Below are 22,161 nucleotides of genomic sequence, written 5' to 3'. Positions count from 1 at the left end.
CTGGAAAATCCGGTTGAAGCTTAAACTTGATTCCTTTTGCTAGGTAATACTGCTGGGTTAAACATCAAAAAATTAGTTGTGGATAAGAATGCGGGTCTGTGCCCATCTCCTTTGTATAGTTAGAAGTAAGGTTAGTCAAACCCTGGAACGATAGCTTGGAGAAAAGTTGCATCGTTCGGGAAAAATGGTGGCAATGCCTCAGGATTATGCTTGAGGACTAAGGCTACGTGTTTTTTATCCCCTTCTTCTAAGTACATCAATTTATGTTTCAGTATGCCTAGCCGTTTCTCTCTTTGAGTATCATAAACATTTGATGCTCTAAACGAGATGTATAGCAAGAGCAACGAGTACAACTTGTAGCCGACTCCATCCTGAACGGCTTTTTCTCTTTCCTTCCACCGTTGAGTTGATTGAAAATCTGGCATAGTTTTAACGAGCGACACCAAATTAGTTTTCCTAGCTTTCGCTGGTATTGCAACGTTATGTTCCTTAAGATATTCCTTAAGCTCTGGTACCGTGCAATCGCTGTATACCTTTTCCTGGGCTACCGCTGAGCTTGGAACTGCAGTAAGGTTAGGCATCCAACGGGTAGGGTAAGAGCCAAACTTTTTGAACTCTTCCTCCCAAAAATCATATTCCTTCCAAGACCACTGACGACCAGCGAAGAACTTCTGAAAGACAGATTTGGAGTAGCGGCCCATGTTCTGATACCCGCCATCGCCATCAACAATGAGGCTACCAATCTGAGCAATCTCTGCTTGAGACAGCCCATCAACCCCCTTCATTAGATCAAAGAAGACCTTCCGATAGACCACATGAAGTTCATCATCTGTCGTCACAGCCGTAGACGTATCCATGGCTGGTTGCATTGTTTGAACCGCTGGTTTCTTCTTTAAGAAATCAAAAAAACCCATCTGATCAGACCTTTTCCGAAGCAATTCTTTGTTAAGGCAATTGAAGACCCATCAGGTTTCTATGATAAAAAATAAAGCACCTATCACGGCAGGATCTGAACTCCAAGATTTCTCTTCTGTAAATATATAATTCCTGCTTAAGTATCTCTGTGGCAAGTTCAGCTCGGAACATCCGAACCTTCATGCTAGCAGTGACCCGTGGGCGTCCCACCTTCGCTTCCTTCTTCTTGCCTTCCAGTTCTTGACCCGGGGGGGCTGATGATTCGCCCCTTGTTCAAAATGTTAAAGTCAAGGTAATTAGCCATGTCAACGATGGAATTCTGCAGCTTGTCGCCAACACCCCATTTCAACTAAAAAAGTAGCTTGTCGGCATGCTTGAGGTTATGGACGTGCCCCTTGGATACTCGCATGCATTGGGCGACCTCCTCCACTTCGAGGAAGACCTTGCTGGGGAATATGCTAATCAGAACCTCCAAATGCCCTGCCATAGTGCTAACTGGTCATTGTAGCTGAAATGTTGACAGACGGCACTATTCTTGCTATTGGTCCATCCTTAGAAATGAGGAACACATGACCACAAGCACCACAACCGATGAACAGGCCTACAAAGCCGCTGTTGCAAATTTGGAACAGCTCACCAAGAAGCTCTCTGCCCGTTGGGAAATCGACAAGACACTCAGGGTCGATAAACAGGTTTGGGCTGTCGCAGTTGTTGATGCCTTGAACTTCGCTGCCAAGCTGGAACCGAAGCAGGAAAAGAGAAACGCCATTTACGAGGATAAGTACGTCGCAGTGAACATAGCCATAGAGCTTGGTTGTGAAGTCGGCAAAAAGCATGACGAGCAAGGAGACGAGGTCCTGTACCTATACGCGGAATCAATCGGCGTAGCCTCTGTTCACATTGAACATGAAAAGCTGCCTTCGTCGGTCGGATGGTGGCCACATGATTGGTGTGGCGTTCTTCGTCAAAGATGGGCGCTCGCCGCCCTGGAGTTTCCTGAAATTAGAAAGTTGCTGGCTGAGTACACCAAACCAGGTGCAAGCAGCCTAAGGGGAGCCGAGTTCGATAGCAAGGCCAAGGCAGTTGCACAGCACTACCAGCATGCCTATTGGGTCAAGTGAACATGGCTCTGAGCCAACACCTTCTGGACTTCATCTGTAAGTTTATGTTTAAGCCTGTTGCATCCGATCTTCAAACTGGATGGCGAAGCGGTTCAATGGCGTTCGTGGTGTAGATAACCTTGCGGACTATGCGGCCGCGCTACTGTTTTGCGCCGCTTGGCCGACATACGATCTGCGGCCAAGCATGGCCCACAACGTTAGTTAACTCCCGCAGCCTTCGCCCGCGCCACATGCAGCTTCTTATAGCTGTCAATCTTGCGCTGGTGCCGCTCCAGCCCTTCAAGCTTCATGCTGGTCGGCGTCAGGCCGTGGAACCGCACGCTGCCATCCATCGAACCGAATACCGCATCCATGCGCGGATTGCCAAACATCCGGCGGAAATTCACTTCGTAGTCATCATGGTCGAGTTCGTCATCGAGCTCGACTTCCAGCACCGCGTTCATGGCTTGGTAGAACAAGCCGCGCTCAACCGTGTTGTCGTTGTATTGCAGGAAAGTTTCCACCTGCTCTTTCGCTTCCTCGAAGTTTTGCAGCGCCAGGTTGATCAGCAGCTTCAACTCCAGCACGGTCAGTTGACCCCATTCCGTGTTTTCGTCGAATTCAATCCCGATCAGGGTGGCGATGTCGCCATACTCGTCGAGCTCGTTGTTTTCCAGGCGCTCCAGCAGCGCTTCCAGCTGGTCGTCGTCCAGGCGGTGCAAGTTCAAAATATCTTCCCGGAACAACAGCGCTTTATTCGTGTTATCCCAGATCAAGTCTTCCACCGGGTAGATTTCCGAATAGCCCGGCACCAGAATGCGGCACGCCATCGCGCCCAGCTGGTCATACACGGCCATGTAGGATTCCTTGCCCAGTTCCTTGAGAATGCCGAACAAGGCCGCAGCTTCGTCGGCATTGGAATTTTCGCCGTCACCGGAGAAATCCCACTCAACGAAGTCGAATTCCGCTTTGGCGCTGAAGAAGCGCCACGACACGATGCCGCTCGAATCAATGAAGTGTTCGACGAAGTTGTTCGGTTCCGTCACGGCGTTGCTGACGAAGGTCGGGCGCGGCAAATCGTTCAAGCCTTCGAAACTGCGGCCCTGCAGCAATTCCGTCAGGCTGCGCTCCAGCGCGACTTCAAAGCTCGGGTGCGCGCCGAACGAGGCAAACACGCCGCCGGTGCGCGGGTTCATCAGCGTCACGCACATCACCGGGTACATCCCGCCCAGCGACGCATCCTTGACCAGCACCGGGAAGCCCTGCTCTTCCAGCCCCTGGATACCGGCAACGATGCCCGGGTATTTCGCCAGCACTTCCTGCGGCACGTCCGGCAAGGCGATTTCACCTTCGATGATTTCGCGTTTGACCGCCCGTTCGAAGATCTCCGACAGGCACTGGACCTGCGCTTCGGCCAGCGTGTTACCGGCGCTCATGCCATTGCTGACGAACAGGTTTTCCACCAGGTTGGAGGGGAAATAAACGGTTTCGCCATCCGACTGGCGCACGAACGGCAGCGAGCAAATGCCGCGTTCCACGTTGCCGGAATTGGTGTCGATCAGGTGCGAACCGCGCAGCTCGCCGTCCGGGTTGTAAATATCGCGGCTGTATTTATCGAGGATGTCCTTCGGCAGCGCATCGTTGCGGCCCGGCTTGAACCAGCGCTCGTTCGGGTAGTGCACGAAGTCCGCGTTGGCGATGTCTTCGCCCCAGAATTCGCCGGCATAGTAATGGTTGCAATTGAGGCGCTCGATATACTCGCCCAGCGCCGACGCCAGCGCGCTTTCCTTGGTCGAACCTTTACCGTTGGTGAAGCACATCGGCGAGTGCGCGTCGCGGATGTGCAGCGACCACACGTTGGGCACGATGTTGCGCCATGACGCGATTTCAATCTTGATGCCCAGGTTCGCCAGCACGCCCGACATGTTGGCGATGGTTTGCTCCAGCGGCAAATCTTTGCCCGGAATGAACGTGCGTGCGCCGGTATCCGGATTCAGAGTCAGCAAGGCCTGCGCATCGGCATCGAGGTTGTCCACGGATTCAATGACGAAATCCGGCCCCGTTTGCACGACTTTTTTCACCGTGCAGCGGTCGATGGAACGCAAAATCCCCTGGCGGTCTTTTTCGGAAATGTCCGGTGGCAGTTCCACCTGGATCTTGAAAATCTGCTTGTAGCGGTTTTCCGGGTCGACAATATTATTTTGCGACAGGCGGATATTTTCCGTCGGGATATCGCGCGTCGAACAATACAGCTTGACAAAATACGCGGCGCACAGGGCCGACGAGGCCAGGAAGTAGTCGAACGGGCCCGGCGCCGAGCCGTCGCCCTTGTAGCGGATCGGCTGGTCAGCCACCACCGTGAAGTCGTCGAATTTGGCTTCAAGACGCAGCTTGTCGAGAAAGTTGACCTTAATTTCCATGGGGAATCCAAAAATAGTGCAAAAATTGATGTGGCCGCTATTATCCGTTGTTTCCGGCGTCGCGCCTAGCGAGCGGTCCGCCAGCGCCAGCGGTGATTCACCCCGCGAAGTTAGCGTTCGACGTCAGAGTTCGACAATGCAGCCCGGATCGAAGGCGGTATTTTCATTGCCGCCGCCGCGCAGCAAATAGCCGCAGGGGTTGCACACCACCCGGCCGGCGCCGACGCGATAATCAAACGAGTCGTGCATATGGCCGTGGATCCACAGGGCCGGCCGGGCGGCCAGCGCGTCGAGCGGCGACGCGAACGACGCCGACGTCAAATCGTGCGCGTAGCGCGCCGCCACCGACTGCATCGAAGGCGCCATGTGCGTGATCACCACCGTGGCGCCGTCAAACGGTGTATCAAGCCGGGCCGTCAGCCAGTCTTTATGCCGCGCATGCAGCTGCGCCGTGTCGGCCGCCCGCAGCGGGCGTACTTCCGGCGCCGCCAGCGTGATGCGGCGGTAATCGGTCATGATTTTTTCCGCCTGCGCCATGGCGGCGCTCTGTTCCGGCGCGCCGTACAACGCGAAATTCGTCCACAAGGTCGCGCCCAGGAAGCGTACATGGCCGATCACGTGCTGGTCGCAATTGAGGAAGTGCACATTCGGGGTGGCGGCGCACGCCTGCCGCAGTTCGCGCTCCACGGCCAGCAATTCATGGCCATAGGCTTCGTGGTTCCCGGCCACATACAGTACCGGCAGCCCGGCGAACGTCTGCGCCGCCCACGGCACGGCGCGGGCGCCAGTGTCGATATCCCCCGCCAGGATCACCACGTCCGGACGGCTGGCGTCGAGGTCAAAGCGCAGCGGGTCGTGGCGGCGGAGCTCCAGGTGCAGGTCGGACAGGATCAATAGCCGCATGGTGAATTTCCGTAACGCGTCACGGTTAATGGGGGCGCCGGAGGATGGCCGGCTCAATACCGCGACTGTATCACCTTCCAGCCCGGGTCTTCGCCCAGCCGGCGGATCACGGGCGCCAGCTTGTCATACAAGTCGCGCCGCGATTTCGGCACCAGGATGCGGCGGTCGGTGCGTTTGCCGGGCAACGCTTCGGAAATCACGCCGCCGCGTACGCGATGGCTGCGCATGTAATAACGGAACACGGAATCCGTGATGACGACCATGTCCACCCGGCCCAGCAGCAATTTATCGAGGTTGCGCTCTTCGGTGGCCGCGTTATCGCGCACGAAACTGTTTTGCTCGATCCACTCGTCCACGCCGGGATAGACATACCCCAGGGTGACGCCGATACGGGCGCCGGTGGCGGCCGGTTGCCCGAAAAAGAAGGGGTTCGTATCGCGCGACACCAGCACAAACCCGTCATGCGCAAACGGTTCCGTCCACAGGTATTTTTCCTGGGCCGCGTCGCCCACCCACTGCGGCGCCATGCCGATCACGATGCCGTCCAGGGTGCCGTTCTCGAGTTCGGCCTGCAGCCGCTTGCGCGGCATGGTTTCCAGCACAAAGTCGAGGCCATCGAGCTTCAACTGGTTCAGGTAAGCCACAGTCTCCGGATACAGCCCGGTCTTGCTGTTGACGACCAGCGGCGCGACCGTGGCGTTGGTGTATACGGTGACGCGGGCCGCAGTGGCTGGCAGGCCGGCCGCGCCCAGCGCCAGCCAGGCCAGCAGCATGACCCAGCGGCGCAGCCAGGCCTTATTTATAGACGCCGCAGCCGACATAGAGGTTGTCGACTTTTTCAACATAGGATTGCTTGGTTTCCATCGCCTGGGTCACGGTGTTCGACCATTTATATTCCGGCGCCCAGCCCTTGCCCTTGGTATCGCCCAGCTCCAGGAAGTTCTTGATAAAGAATTTGCCGTCGGCGTCTTTCAGCTGTAGCACGTTTTTCCCGACCAGGCGCTGGTTGACGCCGTTGGCCACGGTCACGCCATCCTTGTCGAGCACGAATATATACAGGTCGCGATCGACGAATCCGCCTTTGGGGTTATTGAATTCCGCCAGCGCCGCATCGCGTCCCTTGGCCTTGATCAGCGCCACGGCTTTTTTCACCATGGCCACGGCTTCGTCCGGCGTGCCTTTGTCCGCCGCCCATGACGTGCCAAGCGCGGCCAGCGCCAGGATCACACCCAGTACAAACTTTTTCATGGCACACCCTTTCTTGAAGAATGCTGACAGGAAAAGGTTAAGACTAATTTTCAGGGTTGTCACGTTTTTCAGGCGGCGAATAACCTGCAAACCACATGGACTGAAAGTAGTCACTATCCGGTTAAAACCGATAGATGTTTAATTATTAACAAAATTCCCGCCACCTGTCTCATTCCGCGTTTTTTTTGACTCCGGTTTCCGGTTTATCTATGTTCCCGATGGCGTTATTAAATCGGCAATTCTTATCAACCGGATCAACCACCTGGAGAAACCATGAAACTACGGAAAACCCTGCTTGCAGTATCCATCGCCGCCATCTGCCTGTCCGCCGCGGCCGCGCCCGCCATGATGGCGCCGCCGTTCGCCAAATCGTCGGCGCAGGACAGCGCCGCGCTGGTGCAAAAACTGGCTGCCGGCCATGCCACCAGCGGCCTCGATCACGACCACGGCTACGCGCCGGCCCGGGAACACCCGGGCGAAGCTGGCACCCGTATCAGCCGCCTGGCCCACACCTATAAAGGCGTGCGGGTGCTGGGGGCGGAATCCGTGGTGGTGACCGATGCGCGCGGCACCCTGGTCAGCGCCGTGGCGTCCGAACGCCGTAACGGCCTGGGCCAGGGCTCGGCCAACACCCTGGCCGCCGGCCGCGCCTTCAGCGTGGCGCCGTCGATCACGGCACAGGCCGCTATCAACGCCGCGGTCCGCGCCAGCGCGCCGCAGGGCGTGCACCGCCAGGCGCCGTCGGCCGAACTGGTGATTTATCCGGTGGTCAAGCAAGTGCGCGCACCGGGCAAGGAAAACAAGGCCGAGTCGCTGCTCAACGCGCTGGACGTGGAAGACCGCGTCACCGGCTACGAGCTGGCGTATCTGGTGCAAACCCGCATGGCCGACGGCGGCAAGCTGGTGTTCCGCGACACCCTGGTCAGCGCTCATACCGGCGCCACCCTGGCCCAGTGGGACGCGCTGCAAACCGTGACCGGCACCGGCCACAGCCTGTATTCCGGCGACGTGCCGATCCAGACCACCCTGTCCGGCAGCGTCTACAAGATGCTCGACGCCGGCCGTGGCGCCGGCGGCGCATATGGCGGCATGGCCGTCACCAACGCCGCCAACAGCCCGATCACCAACCCGGTGCCGGGCGCCGTCTACAGCAACGCCACCAATGTCTGGGGCGACGGCCTGCCCTACACCGGCGGCGGCACCAACAGCGCCAATGGCCAGACCGCCGCGGTCGACGCCCTGTGGGGTTTGATGAACACCTATGACTTGTTGAAAAACACCCAGGGCTGGTCGTCGCTCGACGGCATGAACACGGCGACCTATGCCGCCGTCCACGTCGACGTTCGCTATGACAACGCATTCTATGACCCGTCCTGCAAGTGCATGTACCTGGGCGACGGCGCCAATGGCCGGGGGCTGGCGGCGCCGGACGTGATCGGCCATGAACTCGGCCACGGCATAACGGACGCGACGTCCCACCTCGGCTATTCCGGCGAATCCGGCGGCCTCAATGAATCGTTCTCCGACATTACCGGCGAAATGGTGGAAGCCTATGCAAAAAATGGCGGGACCGGCAGCGCCATTCCCGCCACCGGCAATGACTGGATGATGGGCAAAGACATCTCGCCGACCGGCACGCCGCTGCGCTGGATGTGGAAGCCGTCCAAGGATGGCGGGTCCAAAGACGCCTGGTCCAGCACCCTGAATGCCCTCAATCCGCATTATTCGTCGGGTCCGAACAACCGCATGTACTATTTCCTGTCGCAGGGTTCCAGCGCCAGCAGCTCCAGTGAAATGTACAGCGCTTACCTGACGCAGGCGCCGCAAGCCATGACCGGGATCGGCAATGACAAAGCGTTCCGCATCTGGTTCCGTGCGGCCACCACGAAATTCACGTCATCGACCAACTATGCCGACGCCCGCGCCAAGATGATCCAGGCCGCCAGCGAGCTCTATGGCGCAGGGTCGCGCGAAGCCATCGCCGTGACGCGCGCCTATGCCGCCATCAATGTCGGGACCGACCCGGGCGAAACCAGCGCCGCCCTGGCCATCGGCACCCAGCCGCAATCGGCGTCGGTACAAATCGGCACCACCGCCACCTTCTCGGTGCTGGCCACCGGCGGCACCGCCCCCTATAAATACCAGTGGCTGCGCAATGGCGCCACGATTGCCGGCGCCACGCAGCCATCGTACGCGTTCACGGCGCAGGGTATCGACAGCGGCGCTTCCTTTGCCGTGAAAGTCACGGATTCGGCGCCGATTGCGCAAACCGTGCAGTCGAACAATGCGATTCTGCTGGTTTCGACCGGCCCGGAAACCTTCGATTTGATCAAGAACGGCTCGTTTGAAAGCGGCGCCACCAACTGGGGCGGCAGCGCCAATGTGATCGGATCGTGGGCCGGCCAGGCGGCCTATGACGGCGCCAAATATGCGTGGCTGGGTGGCAATGGCGTCACGTCGACGGAAACCCTGACGCAATCGGTGGCGATCCCGTCCGGCGCCGGCGCCGCCACGCTGTCGTTTGCGCTGCATATCGACAGCGCGGAAACCACCGCCAGCACGGTCTATGACAAGCTGACCGTCACCGTGAAAAACAGCGCGGGCACGGTGCTGGGCACCCTGGCGACGTATTCCAACCTGAACAAGGCGGCAGGCTATACGGTGAAATCGTTCAACCTGCTGCCGTATAAGGGGCAAACAGTGACCTTGTCGTTCGCGGCGACGGAAGATTCGTCGATGCAGACCTCGTTCGTGGTGGACAAGGTGAAACTGCTGCTCAATTAACCAGGGCCGGGCGGCGCCGCGATTGTTCGCTTCAGGCCGGCACCGCCTGCACCGCCAACATGCCTTCCTGTAATTCCCGCATCGAATACGGTTTGCGCAAGATCGGAAATTCCTTCTGCAGCGCATCGTTGTCGTCGCGCGAAAACCCGGTCGCCAGCAATACGCCGATGCGCGGATAACGCTGGCGCAGCGTGCGCGCCAGCCCGATGCCATCCATGGTGCCCGGCATCACGATATCGGACAGCACAATCGCCGGTTTGCACTGGCCGGATGCCAGCAGCGCCAGCGCCTCATCGGCGCTGTGCGCCACCGTCACCAGGTAACCCAGTTGTTCCAGCAAGGCCCGGCTGCCGTCGGCCACCGCCTTGTTGTCATCCACGACCAGCACGCTGCCGCCCCGGGCCGTCGAGTAAACCGGCTGCGTATCGTCGCTGTACGTTCCCGCGCCCGGCGTGGCGGCCGGCAAGATGATGTGCACCACGGTCCCCTTGCCCGGCTCGGACGCGATCAGCGCCGTGCCGCCCTGGCGGTGGGCGAATCCATACACTTGCGCCAGCCCCAGGCCGGTACCCTTGCCGGCCTGCTTGGTGGTAAAGAAGGGATCGAACACATGCGGCAGCACCTCGGCGGGAATCCCGGTGCCGGCATCGGCAACGCTGAGTTCCGCATACAGGCCCGGCGCCAACTGGTGCGCGTTGCCGGGCGCCAGCCGCAAGCGTTCCGCGCGTACCCGCACGATCCCCGCTTCGGGCATGGCGTCGCGGGCGTTGACGATCAGGTTCAGCATGGCCGCTTCCAGTTCGCTGGGATTGACCAGGATGGGCGGCGTGCCGTTTTCCACCGCCAATTGCACATCGATGCGCACGCCAATGGTGGCGCGGGCGAAATCCACGCAATCAGGCAGCAAGCGCTGCAAATCCACCACCTTGGGTTGATAGCTGCGCCGCCCGGAAAACGACAGCAAGTGCTGGATCAGCGACTGTACGCGCCGCACGCCGCGCCGGATCACGGAAAAGTCTTCGTCGATGTTGTGTTCCCGCAGCTTATGCTGCAGCAACTCCATGCGCATATTGACCACTTGCAGGAAGTTATTGAAGTCATGCGCAATGCCGCCCGCCAGTTGCCCGACCACTTCCATTTTTTGCGCCTGCACCAGCATCATTTCAGTGGCCTCGCGCTTCTGGATTTCCGCTTGCAGATGCTGGGTTTGCCTGGCCAGCGACTCGACCGTGCTGACCAGCGATTGCTGCAGCCGCGCGATCCGCTCCAGCAACAGCACCAGCATCACCGTGCCACCCAGTAAATAACTGGCGCGCGCCGCATACCAGCCCATGGTATAGCGGCCGCCACCGATGGTGCTGAGGATAATTCCGCCCAGCATCGCCAACAGGGGAATACTCAGCCATGAAAACAGCGAGACGTGGGTAAAGGGATTCCGAATCAGCACAGCAATACCGGCTACCACCACGGCGGCCATGGCCCAGGTCGCCCAATTGGCGAAATGCAGGAATTGATCGCCCACGAAATAGCGCGGCAGCGGCAGCCAGGCGGCCACCGCATACAGGACGGCAACACCGCCCACCATGGACAGCATGGCCGGACGCAGCCGGGTATTGCCGGTAGCGCCGATTGCGCCGGATTGGCCGCCGCTGGCGGCCTGGCCTGTGGCTGGCGTACCCGGACCGCGCGCCTGCTGCATGATCGCCGTGACGGCCAGCACGACATAACCAGTCTGCCACGCCAGGTACAGCCACGCCACGGTGTCAGGGCGGCCCAGCAAGGACACGTCCGGCAACACTGCGCCAGGGAACGTCAACAGATGCAGCAAGGCCATGACCGCACTGTAGGCATAGGCGACCGCCAGCAGCCGCAACGGCTGCCCGGGCCGGCTTTTGTATTCAAAGCCCAGCAGCAACGCCGTCAAGCCATGCAAAATCATCATCCCGACCGCATAAATCGCCGACATGTACGGCAAACGTGGCCACGGCGTGGCGGAAAACGGCGCCAACGCCGCCACCAGTGCGACATAGGCGATGAGGATCGCCGCCAGCAATCCCAGCTCGCGCCTGCTCACGGCTCGTTGCGCCAGCAAACTGGATTGTGGGAACAGGGTCATGGGGGACATTCCTAGTGCGGTAATGAAACTGTAGCAGCTTATCGCGCACGATGTCAGTAGACTATTTCCTTGCCGAATAATTTACGCATTCGCACCATATTGTTAAATGTATAATGCTCGGCTTTGCTCCCCTTCAATACCTCAATACCTCTATGCCGCTGTTGAAACGCCGTTCCGCTTCGCTCCTATTTAGTGCCATGTTCCTGGGTTTGCCCGCGCAGGCGGCCGAACCGCGTGCCGGGATCGCCGCCCTGGTTTCCCGCGCGCCGCTGGCGCTGCGGATCGATGGCCGTATGGATGAGCCGGTCTGGACCGGCGCGGTGGAAAACGACCGCTTTTACCAGTTCGAACCGGAAGACGGCATGGAGGCGCCGGCCGCATACCGCACCGCGGTGCGGGTCTTGATCGATGGCGATGCGCTGGTGTTCGGTATCCGCGCCTGGCATGCGGCCGGCGAACAGCCGCGCGGCACCCTGGCGCGGCGCGACAAGGTGGACCGCGACCAGGACTATATCGGGGTCTGGATCGACCCGAGCGGACACGGCCGTTCCGCGCAATTTGTGCGGGTCAACGTGGCCGGTGTCATGAGCGACGGCATCTATCGCAGCGATGAAGACGAAGACGACCTGGGCCCGGATTTTCCCGTGGAAAGCGCGGTGCACAGGCTGCCGGACGGGTATTCGATGGAAATCCGCTGGCCCCTGTCCAGCCTGCGCTTTCCCTATGGCGACGCGCGGCCGTGGCGCCTGATGATCGAGCGCAGCGTGCCGCAAGCCGATGGCATGCTGCTGCTCAGTGCGCCGTTGAAAAAAGGTGCGCTGCACTTTATTGCGGAAATGGATGATATTGCCGGCATGGCGGAAGTGATCCCGGTGGTGCAAGACCGCCGTTACTGGGAATTGCGGCCCGAGCTGACGGTCCGCCGCAACAATGACTATGGCAAACGCGGCAGCGAGACCAGCATCGGCCTCGACATCAACGCCCGGCCCCGCGCGGACTGGGTGTTCAACGCCACCTTGAATCCGGATTTTTCACAGGTGGAAATCGACGAACCGACCAGCACCGGCACCGCGCAAATTGCCCGCAGCCTGCCGGAAAAACGGGGCTTTTTCCTCGAGAGCGCCGATGTGCTGGGCATGCGCTTGCCAGCGTTTTATTCGCGCACGGTGGCCGACCCGCGCTGGGGCGCCCGCGCCACGTGGCGCGGCGCGGCCGCCGACGCCACCGCGCTGAGCCTGTCGGACCGGGCCGGCGGTGTCGTCATGCGCGGCGCCGCCTATGAAACCCACGAATTTGCCGCCGCCGGCGCCAGCACCGCAACCCTGCTGCGCGCGCGCCGGCATGGCGAAGAAGTGGTGGCGGGTGCGTTCCTGTCCGACCGCGACTATGGGCGGCATGGACGCAACACGGTGCTGGGTTTTGATGGCCAGTGGCGCAAGCCTGCCAATAGCCAACCGGCGGCGGACGGCCAGCCGTCCGGCGGCGACCGCCATCTGCAGCTGGCGTGGACCGTGATGGCATCGCACACCAGCGCGCTGTTCGATCCGCAGGATGAGGTGTTGCGGCCCCCCGTGCAAGGCCCGGCCCGCAATGGCGGATATGCCTGGGGCAAGCTGGATTACCGCTCGGATGACTGGTTCAACATGGCCCAGCTGGAAGTGATCGGCACCGAATTCGTCAATGACAATGGCTTTGTGCCGCAGGCCGGCATCGTCAAGGGCGAGGTGCAACTGAACCGCCGCATGGGGCCGCAGCGTTTCGACGTCGGCGCGCCGCTGGAAGCGTACGAAACCGAATTGCACCTGGGATTGCACGAAAACCGGACATTGTCCGCGCCGCGCGCCGGTGTTCCCGGTGGCGAAGTGGTGCAGCGCTGGATCCGTCCCGGCATCTGGTTGTATACCGCGCGCCAGACCCGCTTCTGGGCGGACCTGGGGTTCGACCGCCAGCGCGGCCGCACCGGACTGGCGCTGCACAAGGTGCCGGCCGTGCACATGGGTGTGGAAAGTTCGCCCTTGCCGTGGTTCACCAAGCTGCGAGGGGAATGGAGCCTGGGACGGCAGCTCGATGTCGATGCCGACCGTGTCGGCCGTGGCGGCATGCTGGAGCTGGAAGCCGCGTTGCGCTTTCCATTGCCGGGCGGCTGGAGCCTGGAATCGGACCACCGCTGGAACCGGGTATGGGTCAAGCACGGCGACCGCCAGGATTATATCGACTACGGCTGGCGCTGGGTCGGCACCCTGCACGCGAGCCCGCGCGATGCGTTGCGCATGATCGTGCAAAACACCTCCACTGAGCGCTTGCCGGGCCCGGTACTGGAACCATGGAGCGAAAATTACCGCCACCGTTCGCTACTGTATAAACACACGGCGCGCCATGGCCGCGTCGTTTCGGTGGGCGCCACCACCGATGCCAACGGCGCGCTGCCCGGCGCCAGCAAGGGGATGACGTTGAAGGTGCAGTGGGAAATGTAGTGCGCACGTGAGTTGCGCGCCGGGGGAATCGCGGCCTGCATAAAATGGCAACGTTCATCCAACGATTGAGCGAGGTTGCCGCCCCCATGACTGAGCGCCCTGACGATGCGGATTCCGCCCATTCCCCGGAGCAAGATACTTTTGCCGCAGCAGGTGACGCGCGCCTGCGCAGGAAGCGGATGCGCTACCGGGGTTATGCGGCACTGCCCGTCCATGGCGCGCGCGCCGGTTTACCGATGGCATGTCCCATCCTCACACGCCCCCCGGTGACGGATCAGCAGCAACCTGCCGTGGCCGGGCCGGAGCATGCGGGCGGCCGTCAGCCTCCCCCTGAACGCCATGCCGGTCACGCCGCACCCGGAACTTCACACCCGCCGGACACGTCAGCCGCTTCAGGCGGCCTTGGCACATCCGGCGTGCTCGGAACATCGGGCTCCCCGGCGGCGTCAGCAATGCCTGGCATGCCACCTTCACCCGATGCCACTGGCGGCGCGGCTGGGGGCACACCGGACGCTCCCGGTGCAGCGCCTCCGATGGAAGGCGGACCCGCCACACCCGCCACACCTGGTGCCCGCCGCCAGCGCCTCATCCTGATGTTTTGCGGCGCCGCCGTGACGATCGGCGTGGGCGTAGCCATTGCCTTGCTGATGGATGAGGCGTCGGCGCCGCTGCGGGTGGGCACGGGCTCGCCAGCCGCCGTGCAGACCAGCGGCGCCTCCGGCGTGGCGCCGGGGCACATCGGCGGCGGCACCTCCGCGATCGATACCGGCCATGCCATTACCGATGCGGCTTGTCCGCTGTCGGGCGGCCCGGCGGCGTGCCCCGTCATGGTCACCGTCCCGGCGGGGCGTTACCGGATCGGATCGCAGCGCAACGATCCCGATGCCCAGCAAGAGGAATTCGGCGGCGCCGAACGGCCCATCGCCGCGTTTGAACTGTCCACCCACGAAATCACGGCAGGCCAGTGGCAGCAATGTGTGAACGAGCAAGCCTGCCCGCTCCCCGCGCAGCCGGCCGATTCGTCCGCCATGCCGGTCACGGGCATCAGCTGGGATGCCGCCGCAGCCTATGCCGCCTGGCTGTCGCACAAAACCGGCCGCCGGTATCGATTACCCACCGAGGCCGAGTGGGAATATGCGGCGCGCGCCGGGTCCGCCGCCGTGTTTCCCTGGGGCGACCGTCTGGGACAGCGCAATGCCCAGTGCGGCCAATGCGGCGCCCTGCCGGATTTCCCCCGCTTTGCCCCGGTCGGCACCTATCCCGCGCGGCGCGGCTTGTATGACATGGTGGGCAATGCCTATGAATGGGTGGCCGATTGCTGGACCACGAACCATGCGCAACCGTTGCCGCCGGCAACGGCGGCCTGCCGTGACAAGGTACAAAAAGGCGGCGCCTTCGATACGCTGGAAGCCGATGTGCGTCCGGTCGCCCGCACCCATGGCGACCGGACGGAGGCCGATCCCCGGGTCGGGTTCCGCGTGGCGCGCGAACTGCAACCGCCCGCGCCGCCGCCGATGTCGATGCAAACCACCGAGCGGACGCAACGATGAATCCACAGCAAGCCGTGCACCCTGCCGACTCCGAAGACAGGATATCCCCCGGTCAAGCCGAACCCGCTGAACATGCGGCGGATACCGGTGTCGATACCGGCGTTGTTACCGGGATATCCAGGCCTGCCGGATTACCCGGGCTATCCGGATGCGCCGAATTTGCCGAACCGGCCCGGCGCCGTGGACGGCTGATACCAGTCACGCGCACCCCATGGTGCGGACGGTCCGTCGCTGCGCTGGTGTGCACCCTGTTGCTCGGCGCTTGCGCCACTTCCAACCAGCCATCACCCGCCGCGAACGCGCCGAAGCGGCCTGCGACCGTCAAACCAGCGCATCAACCAGCCCCCGCGCCATCGCCCGCCCCGCCCCCGGCCGGCTTAACCCAGCCGGTGCCGGTCCAAGGCGTCACGCCGCCAGCGCCCGGCGCCCCGTTATCAGCGGTACCGCCCGCCACCGGCCCGGGAACAGAATGGGCGCAACTCGAGGCCTACCAAAAAAGCCCGTTCCAGGTCTTCAGCCTCACTGAAACCCAAGGCCTGTTCAATCCGGTCGCTGGTGCGGTCGGGGTCTACGCCCAGGCCGCGCCGGTCACCGGTCCCATACGCCTGCGGCTGGCATTGCGCCCCGACAGCCCGCTGCGCTTGGCCGCCGGCACGTATACCGTGCAACTGCAACTGGCATTCGACTACACCGAACGACGCGCCTGCAAGGTCGCCAGCTGCAATGGCGAGATCGAGGAAAGTTTGCGCCGCACCAGCAAGACCGTGCGGCTGCAATTGACGCCGCAGCGCGGCTATGTGGCGGAAACCACCGTACCGCTGGCAGTGCTGCAATCGGGCCCTCGCGACAGTGGGTATGACGTCAGTTATAGCGCGATCGTGCTGAAGGTACGCCGCCTGACGTTCGCACCGGCGCGCCGCTAGCCCCCTGAAACGATAGCGATAGGGGCAACAGTGCCACAAAGACAGCCTGAAAATCGCCAAAATATCGCCCCGGCAGGGTCATTCCCGATGACATAAGCCGTTGATCTGGCTATAATTTCCGCCTTCGTCAAAGCCGAGCCCCTTACTCTGGATCACGCCATGTCATTGTTATCCCACCAGCTAGAACTGCTGTCGCCCGCCAAAACCGCTGAAATTGGCCGCGAAGCCATCCTGCATGGCGCCGACGCCGTGTATATCGGCGGTCCGGCCTTTGGTGCGCGCCATAACGCCAGCAATCCGTTGGCCGACATCGCCGGGCTGGTGGAGTTTGCGCACCGCTACCGTTCCCGCATTTTCGTGACGATGAACACCATCATGCACGACGCGGAACTGGATCTGGCGCGCCAGCAAATCTGGCAACTGTACGAAGCCGGCGTCGATGCGCTGATCATCCAGGACATGGGCTTGCTGGAACTGGATTTGCCGCCGATTCAGATGCACGCCAGTACCCAGTGCGACATCCGCACTGTGGAAAAAGCCAAGTTCCTTGGCGACGCGGGCTTTTCCCAACTGGTGCTGGCGCGCGAACTGACCATTGAGAAAATCAAGCAAATCCGCGCGCAAGTCGACACGCCGCTGGAATATTTCGTGCACGGCGCGCTGTGCGTGGCGTTTTCCGGCCAGTGCTACATTTCGCACGCCGACAACGGCCGCAGCGCCAACCGTGGCGATTGTTCGCAGGCGTGCCGCTTGCCGTACACGCTGTCGGACAACCAGGGCCGCGTGGTGGCCTATGAAAAGCACTTGCTGTCGATGAAAGACAACGACCAGAGCCGCAACCTGGAAGCGCTGATCGATGCCGGCATCCGTTCGCTGAAAATCGAAGGCCGCTACAAGGACATGGGTTACGTGAAAAACATCACGGCCCATTACCGCCTGCTGCTCGATGAAATCCTGGAACGCCGCCCTGAATTCGCGCGCGCCTCCAGCGGCCGCACCGAGGTGTTTTTCACGCCGGATGTCGATAAGAACTTCCACCGTGGCCACACCGATTACTTCGCCACCGGGCGCCAGGACGATATCGGCGCCTTCGACTCGCCGAAATATGTCGGCGTCAAACTGGGCACCGTGCAGCGTATCGGCAAGGATCACTTCGACCTGCTAACCAACGCGCCGATGTCCAATGGCGACGGCTTGAATTACATGAACAAGCGCAACACGGAAGGCATCCAGGCCAATACCGTCAAGTTGCTGGGTGAACAGGATGACGGCCAGCTGTGGCGCGTGTTCCCGAATGAGCCGATCGCGTCGCTGACCGGCTTGCGGGTGGACCTGGAAATCAACCGCAATGGCGACCGCCAGTGGGAAGCGGCGCTGACCAAGAAGTCGTCGGAACGCAAGGTGGAAGTGAGCCTGGAATTGTCGGAATTCGATGGCGGCCTGCGCCTGGCGATCTCGGACGAGGACGGTTTATATAGCGTCACCGATGCGGCCATCGCGCTGCAGCCGGCACAGCAGGCCGAGCAGGCCGACGCGTCGCTGCGCACGCACCTGGGCAAGCTGGGCAACACCATGTTCGAAGCCAGGGAAATCGTCTTGTCGCTGTCGCAGCCATGGTTCGTGCCGGCCGGCGCGATCAACGGCTTGCGCCGCGACGCGGTGGCCGCGCATGAAGCGCTGCGGCTGGCTGCGTGGGAACGCCCGGAGCGCAAGGCGCCGGTGGAACCGCCGGCGACGTATCCGGAAACCCAGCTGAGCTACCTGGCCAACGTGTACAACGAAAAAGCCCGCGCGTTTTACCACAAGCACGGTGTGCAACTGATCGCCGCCGCGTACGAAGCGCACGAGGAAGCGGGCGAAGTGCCGCTGATGATCACCAAGCATTGCCTGCGTTTCTCGTTCAACCTGTGCCCGAAACAAGCCAAGGGCGTGCAAGGCGTGCAGGGCCAGGTGCGTGCGGAACCGATGACCCTGGTGTCCGGCGAAGAGACGTATACACTGCGCTTCGATTGCAAGCCGTGTGAAATGCACGTGGTGGGCGCGATGAAGACCCATATCCTGAATTCGCCGCCGCCGTCCGCCGTCCCGTACAGCCCGCTGGTGTTCCACAAGCAGCGTCCGCGCGCATGAAGCCTGGAGCCTCCCCAACACAACCTGCGCCGATGGTGGTGTACCTGACGCGCCATGCGGAAAAAACCTCCGGCCCCGATCCCGAGCTGTCCGAGCGCGGCATGCTACGCGCGCGCAATATCGCGACCATGCTGCGCCGCGCCGGCATTGCCCATATTTACGCGACGCCGTTCCGCCGCGCCCGGCAGACCGCCGACGCGCTGGCCACCCGCGTGGCGCTGCCGGTGCAAAGCTATGAACCCGGCACACAGGCGGCGTTTGCCCGCCAGTTGCTGGCGCTGGGCGGGAATGTCCTGGTGGTCGGCCATACCGACACCCTGCCCGACCTGATCCGCCTGCTGGGTGGTGAGCCGGGCATGCCTTTCCTGGAAACAGATTTCGACCGCGTCTACCAGCTCGTCATTGCGACGGACGGCCAGGTGACCACCACCTTGCTCGCCTCGCTGCCTTGATATCCGTGACGCGTCACGGATAATATTCCCTTGAGTCCATCGATTGTGACATTGTAGCCACAGCAATGTCACAATGACCGCTTCAGTGCGTGACCTGCGCGCGCACCTGCCTTATTCTCTCCTTCGCAACATTTATAAAAAACCAATGGCAACAGGACGCCGCGCCACCAGCGCGGCAGGGCCTCGCTTTGCCTATTTAAAACCACATGACAGGAGACTCACCCATGGCACACCGCCACTTCCCTACCCGGCTCGGCGCATTCGCCGTCGCTTGCGCACTGGCCGTACCCGGCCTGGCGCTGGCAGACGCCCACATGATTTACCTGACCCGCCACGCGGAAAAAGCCGCCACCGGCACCGACCCGGCGCTGACGCCGGAAGGACAGGTACGGGCGCAAAACATTGCCGCCGCACTGAAGAAGGCCGGCATCACGAAGATTTACAGCACGTCCTATGCCCGCACCCAGCAGACCGCCGCGCCACTGGCCAGCTACCTGCAATTGACGACGCAGACCTACGACCCCACCCAGCTGGCGACGTTCGCCCAGCAACTGCGCGCCTTGACCGGCAACGTGCTGGTGGTCGGCCACTCCGATACCACGCCGGAACTGATCCGCCAGCTGGGCGGCGAGCCCGGCACGGATATCGCGGAAACCGAATTCGACCGCCTGTACCAGGTGGCGATCGGCCAGGATGGCGATGTCACCACCACCTTGCTGACGTCGCTGCCAAGCCCGGTCACGCCACCGTGCGCCAACGTCACGCTGAGCCAGTCGAACGTCAGCGCGGTGGCGGGGGCATGGGTGTACTACACGATCGACGTCCCGGAATGCGCGAATACGCTGACCGTGAACATGAGCGGCGGCACCGGCGATGGCGACCTGTACCTGCGCCAGGGCGCGCAGCCGACCGTCAACGATTACATTTGCCGCCCGTATAAAACCGGCAATACGGAATCGTGCGTGCAAGCCAATCCGGCGGCCGGCATCTGGCACATCGGCATCCGGTCCTATAAAACGTTCAGCGGCGTCAGCCTGACGGCCACCGCGACGCCATAATTAATGTGACGCGTTACGGAAATTGCTCCATGCATCATCGCGCAATGGGGAATTAACGTAACGCGTCACGAAAATTAAACTGGCGCGGCATACCATCAGAAATTAAAGTGACGCATCACGATAATAACTATATTTAACGTGACGCGTCACACAAAATACACATCACGGCACGCACTGGCATGCCGTGATGCTCCACCGCCGCACCAGGCTCATTCCAGCGTCAGCCTGGGCGTGGCCTCTTGCCGGTACGCGGACGCCACCACGTGCTCCGGAACGACGACTTCGCAAGACACGGCGCACCCGGCCGGCGTTGACGCCAGCTGGCGCTGCCAGGCCGCCTCCGCAGTCTCCATCGCCGTCAACTGCGCCACCTCGGCGGGCGCCAGCCGCGCAGCGCGGACGCGGTAGACCGCATCCTCCCCTGCGCCACGCGACCGCAGCGCCGCAACTTCCGCCTCCGCCGACGCCGCCCGCATAGCCTGGCTGGCCGCCGCATCGCGCGCGGACGGCACAGGCGCCGGGACCACGTCACCCGCCAACGCATCCGCGCTGGCGAATGCCGGTTGCGGCGCATCGGCCATCCGTGGCGCGGACGCCGCAGCGCCGGCCAGCAAGGCCGCCGCCGCACTGGCGGCGCGCGCACCCGCCGGCTCGGCTTCGGCCACATCGCCGCTGCCGCCCATCAGGCGCACGGTCAGCATCGCCGTGGCGACACCGATCAACACACCGCTGCGCATGATTACAGGCCGTAAATGATGGACGCGATATTGTCGTAGATCGGGTAGACCGCCGACGACGGGATATCCCAGCCGATCACGTCAAAGTGGTCGTACTGGTTGTAATAACCGAGGTAATTCCACTTGCCCTTGACGGAGGTGCCGTCATAGTTGCGCAGCGGCTGGCCATTGGGCGCCTTCATGCTGACCGTGTTGACCACGCCATCGTTCGGGTACCAGGTCGAGTCGGTTTGCACGCGGCCCGCCGCGGTCTGGGTATACGAACCCATGCCCCGCTGCAGGATGGACGGCACCACCCATTCGCCCGCCGTGTTTTTCAGGAAGAAAATCATGTCATTGCGGGCGTACTGATAGCTGCTGCTCTGGAAAGGCGCGATGATGCGGTCGGTGTTATTGCAGCAGAAACTGCCCTGCTCCGTGGCCTTGGCGCCAACCGAGTAGTAATACACGTTGGGCGAGGTTTTCACCCACGCATTGAGCTCCGCCGCCCCGTCCGGCCCCAGGTCCCACTGGGCCGCGTCATGGTTACTCAGTTGCCAGAATGGCGCACCCTTGGTGCGTTCAATGAAATCACCGATGGATTCGGCCGGGCCCTGCGCCAGGCCGAACTGCTCCAAACGGAATTTATAGATGGCGCTGTTGCTGCCGCCCAGTCCCGCCACTTCGACGATCTTGCCGGCCAGTTCGGACACTTTCGGCACGAAGTCGACCACCACGTCGCGCAAGGTGGTGCCGTTATGTGGCGTGGCCAGGGTGGTGGCGCTCTTGACCCAGCCAATTTTGCCGCCGGTGTACAGCGGGCTGTCGCCTTCGTTGCCATTGGGCGAACCGTTTTCCAGCAACTGGATCAGGGTGCGCACCGTCTGCCCGCCCTGGCTGTGCGAGACCAGGTGCACCGGGTGCTGGGCATCCCACTGCGGATACAGGGCCACCGGATAGTTGTTGGGATTGTTGTTGGGGTCCGCCGCCCAGCATTTGCCGGCTGGCTTCTGGATTTCACCGGCCGCCGCATGGCTGGCCGTGTGGCGTGCGCCATAATCGACGCAGCCGCCCTTGATCTGGTAATACAGTTCCACGGCGCGGTCCCAGTTCGAGCTGACGGGACCGACCGCCGCCGTCACCACCTTGCGTTCCGGGGTGCGCAGGTGCGCCGCGACGTCATTGAAGCCGCCCCAGTACAGGAAGCCGGTGCCTTGCAGCGTATCCGGGCCAAAGCCCAGGAAGCCGTGCACCAGCACGATCGGGTAGCTGTTGGCGGCGTGGGCGGCGGGCGCCGCGAAGGCGCCCGCCAGGGCGGCGGCCGTGGCGATTTTTGCCAGAAGTTTCATAGGTTTTCGTCTCCGTTCATGGT

Annotated in this window: 16 protein-coding genes; 8 read left to right on the top strand and 8 right to left on the bottom strand. The window is 61.9% G+C overall.

Annotation, left to right across the window (positions count from 1 at the left end):
- Nucleotides 1-131: 131 nt before the first annotated feature.
- Complete coding sequence (locus AC1RRC_RS03415) at nt 132-914, bottom strand: HeH/LEM domain-containing protein (RefSeq protein ID WP_493053845.1); 783 nt, start codon at nt 912-914, stop codon at nt 132-134.
- Between the two features lie 570 nt (nt 915-1,484).
- On the opposite strand from AC1RRC_RS03415, the gene AC1RRC_RS03410 reads away from it, so the two are divergent.
- On the top strand, nt 1,485-2,036 hold the full coding sequence (locus AC1RRC_RS03410; protein WP_493053844.1) for a hypothetical protein: 552 nt from the start codon (nt 1,485-1,487) through the stop codon (nt 2,034-2,036).
- Nucleotides 2,037-2,233: 197 nt separating this feature from the next.
- Here the strand turns inward: AC1RRC_RS03410 and AC1RRC_RS03405 are convergent, their stop codons facing one another.
- From AC1RRC_RS03405 to AC1RRC_RS03390, 4 genes are all read right to left on the bottom strand, one after another.
- Nucleotides 2,234-4,435: an OsmC domain/YcaO domain-containing protein gene (locus AC1RRC_RS03405; protein WP_493053843.1), complete on the bottom strand. Its 2,202-nt coding sequence runs from the start codon at nt 4,433-4,435 to the stop codon at nt 2,234-2,236.
- Between the two features lie 123 nt (nt 4,436-4,558).
- Nucleotides 4,559-5,338, bottom strand: a complete 780-nt coding sequence (locus AC1RRC_RS03400; protein WP_493053842.1) for a metallophosphoesterase family protein — start codon at nt 5,336-5,338, stop codon at nt 4,559-4,561.
- A 53-nt stretch (nt 5,339-5,391) separates the two neighbouring features.
- Nucleotides 5,392-6,159: a substrate-binding periplasmic protein gene (locus tag AC1RRC_RS03395; protein WP_493053841.1), complete on the bottom strand. Its 768-nt coding sequence runs from the start codon at nt 6,157-6,159 to the stop codon at nt 5,392-5,394.
- Complete coding sequence (locus AC1RRC_RS03390) at nt 6,134-6,586, bottom strand: cache domain-containing protein (protein ID WP_493053840.1); 453 nt, start codon at nt 6,584-6,586, stop codon at nt 6,134-6,136. Before AC1RRC_RS03390 ends, AC1RRC_RS03395 begins: the two co-directional genes overlap by 26 nt.
- Before the next feature lie 273 nt (nt 6,587-6,859).
- Between AC1RRC_RS03390 and AC1RRC_RS03385 the strand changes: the two genes are divergently transcribed.
- Nucleotides 6,860-9,370, top strand: coding sequence for a M4 family metallopeptidase (locus AC1RRC_RS03385; protein WP_493053839.1), 2,511 nt, complete (start codon nt 6,860-6,862; stop codon nt 9,368-9,370).
- Between the two features lie 31 nt (nt 9,371-9,401).
- Here AC1RRC_RS03385 and AC1RRC_RS03380 read toward each other — a convergent pair whose 3' ends face one another.
- The gene (locus AC1RRC_RS03380; protein WP_493053838.1) at nt 9,402-11,486 is read right to left on the bottom strand and encodes an ATP-binding protein; all 2,085 of its coding nucleotides are present in this window, start codon (nt 11,484-11,486) and stop codon (nt 9,402-9,404) included.
- Between the two features lie 197 nt (nt 11,487-11,683).
- On the opposite strand from AC1RRC_RS03380, the gene AC1RRC_RS03375 reads away from it, so the two are divergent.
- The 6 genes from AC1RRC_RS03375 (at nt 11,684) to AC1RRC_RS03350 (ending at nt 20,073) form a co-directional block, all read left to right on the top strand.
- The gene (locus AC1RRC_RS03375; RefSeq protein ID WP_493053837.1) at nt 11,684-13,960 is read left to right on the top strand and encodes a DOMON domain-containing protein; all 2,277 of its coding nucleotides are present in this window, start codon (nt 11,684-11,686) and stop codon (nt 13,958-13,960) included.
- 533 nt (nt 13,961-14,493) lie between these two features.
- Entirely contained in the window at nt 14,494-15,510 is a 1,017-nt protein-coding gene (locus tag AC1RRC_RS03370) for a formylglycine-generating enzyme family protein (protein ID WP_493053836.1), read from the top strand.
- Nucleotides 15,507-16,433: a hypothetical protein gene (locus tag AC1RRC_RS03365; protein ID WP_493053835.1), complete on the top strand. Its 927-nt coding sequence runs from the start codon at nt 15,507-15,509 to the stop codon at nt 16,431-16,433. Before AC1RRC_RS03370 ends, AC1RRC_RS03365 begins: the two co-directional genes overlap by 4 nt.
- 159 nt (nt 16,434-16,592) lie before the next feature.
- Nucleotides 16,593-18,563 (top strand): peptidase U32 family protein, encoded by a 1,971-nt coding sequence (locus AC1RRC_RS03360; protein ID WP_493053834.1) that lies wholly within the window; start codon nt 16,593-16,595, stop codon nt 18,561-18,563.
- Nucleotides 18,560-19,015: a SixA phosphatase family protein gene (locus AC1RRC_RS03355; protein ID WP_493053833.1), complete on the top strand. Its 456-nt coding sequence runs from the start codon at nt 18,560-18,562 to the stop codon at nt 19,013-19,015. The genes AC1RRC_RS03360 and AC1RRC_RS03355 overlap by 4 nt, the downstream gene beginning before the upstream one ends.
- A 224-nt stretch (nt 19,016-19,239) precedes the next feature.
- Nucleotides 19,240-20,073, top strand: a complete 834-nt coding sequence (locus AC1RRC_RS03350) for a pre-peptidase C-terminal domain-containing protein (protein ID WP_493053832.1) — start codon at nt 19,240-19,242, stop codon at nt 20,071-20,073.
- A 209-nt stretch (nt 20,074-20,282) separates the two neighbouring features.
- Here the strand turns inward: AC1RRC_RS03350 and AC1RRC_RS03345 are convergent, their stop codons facing one another.
- Together AC1RRC_RS03345 and AC1RRC_RS03340 are read right to left on the bottom strand one after the other, a co-directional pair.
- Complete coding sequence (locus AC1RRC_RS03345) at nt 20,283-20,810, bottom strand: hypothetical protein (protein ID WP_493053831.1); 528 nt, start codon at nt 20,808-20,810, stop codon at nt 20,283-20,285.
- 2 nt (nt 20,811-20,812) lie between these two features.
- Complete coding sequence (locus AC1RRC_RS03340) at nt 20,813-22,138, bottom strand: esterase/lipase family protein (protein WP_493053830.1); 1,326 nt, start codon at nt 22,136-22,138, stop codon at nt 20,813-20,815.
- Nucleotides 22,139-22,161 lie beyond the last annotated feature (23 nt).

The organism is Pseudoduganella sp. GW821-FHT12E03 (assembly GCF_058807115.1).
Note: the sequence above shows the minus strand (reverse complement) of the source record. Positions and strands in the feature narration are given on the sequence as shown.